1 protein-coding gene is annotated in these 714 nt (G+C 66.4%); it reads right to left on the bottom strand.

The features are described 5' to 3' along the window. Nucleotides 1-714: TonB-dependent receptor domain-containing protein (locus DNK89_RS23340; RefSeq protein WP_153064327.1), on the bottom strand; the 714-nt coding region annotated here is incomplete at both ends.

Genomic DNA, 714 nt, shown 5'->3' with positions numbered 1-714 from the left:
ACGCTCCAGCGCCGCGACGGCGAGTCGTAGGTCAGCATGATGTCGGTCTTGGTGTAGGCCCCCTGAGCCGTGACTCCGAAGTTGTGGTAGTCGAGGTTCTTGGAGCTTTCGTAGTGGGTCTGGACGCGGCCGGTCAGGCGGCCGTCCCCCGGCAGGGTCCAGGCGTGCTGGTAGCCGAGGCTGAAGGTCCATTCCGGCGACTTGGCCAGGGGCAGGCCCGAATAGTCGGCGCGGCCGGGATTGAAGGCGTCGCCGGTCGGCAGCACGAAGTTGTCGTAGCGGGCGTGCAGGTAGGAGAAGGCCCCGTCGATGCGGTCGGCGTCGGTGAGCACGGCCGATCCCTCGAACTCGGCCCCGTACAGGGTGGCCTTGGGGGCGTTGACCGTCACGTTCGACGGCTGGCCGGCGACCACGCCCAGGGCCGAGACCTGGAAGTCCTTGTAGTCGTAGTAGAAGATCGAGATGTTGGCCTGCACCCGGTTGTTGAAGAAGCGGTTCTTGATCCCGGCCTCGTAGGCGGTCAGGTGCTCGGGATCGTACTTGTTGTTGGCCGGCGGCTGGCCGTCGCCGTAGCCGCCGGCCTTATAGCCCGTGGCCGTGTCGGCGTAGAACAGCGAGGTCGGCGTCAGGTCGTACTCGACGCCCAGCTTGTAGTTGGTCGCGTTCCAGGTGAAGTCGGCGACGTTGGCGTAGAGCAGGCAGCCCGGGATCGGC

This window comes from Acidovorax sp. ST3, from assembly GCF_003231145.1.
Lineage (GTDB): Bacteria > Pseudomonadota > Gammaproteobacteria > Burkholderiales > Burkholderiaceae_C > Acidovorax.
The sequence above is the reverse complement of the archived record's forward strand: the minus strand, read 5'-3'. Positions and strand labels throughout refer to the sequence as shown.